This window comes from Acidovorax sp. sic0104, assembly GCF_019219095.1.
In the GTDB taxonomy this organism is placed as follows: domain Bacteria; phylum Pseudomonadota; class Gammaproteobacteria; order Burkholderiales; family Burkholderiaceae_C; genus Acidovorax.
The window spans coordinates 1-470 of the sequence record NZ_JAHUWH010000055.1; the positions used below are offsets into that span (position 1 = coordinate 1).

Annotated in this window: 1 pseudogene; it reads right to left on the reverse strand. The window is 70.2% G+C overall.

The features are described from left to right. Positions 1-442 (reverse strand): annotated as a pseudogene (locus KW835_RS26640) (hypothetical protein); the annotation flags it as partial. Positions 443-470 lie beyond the last annotated feature (28 nt).

The following is a 470-nucleotide window of genomic DNA, read 5'->3' on the forward strand; positions in this document are numbered from 1 at the left end:
CCTGCTTCCAGTACCCGTTGATGCCCAGCGCCGGGTCCAGGTACAGGCTGAAGTTCTCCCCCGTCTTGCCCGCACCCAGCTCCACCGTGAAGCTCACCAGCCCGATGGGCATCTGCATGCCTGCGGGAAGGTCCCGCGGCGCATCCAGCTGCTCCAGGCTGGTGATGCGCGCGTTGTCGTTGCCGCTGGCCACCTTGCCGTTCTGGCTGCTGGCCACCAGCGTGGTGAAGGTCGGCGGCGCGTTGCCCGGGTTGCTCTCCCCCGTGGGGCTGAGCACGAAGCCTATGGAGCCCACCGAGGGCTGCTCGCTGTCGCGGATGCCGTCTCCGTTGCCGTCCCCGGGGGTGATGCTGCCATCGGGCCCGGGGATGCCGGGGCTCTGGTCTTCCACGGTGGGCGGGATGCCGTCGTTGTCGGGCACGCCCGGGGTGGGTGGTGTCACTGGTGGGGTGACCGGCGGGGTGACTGGC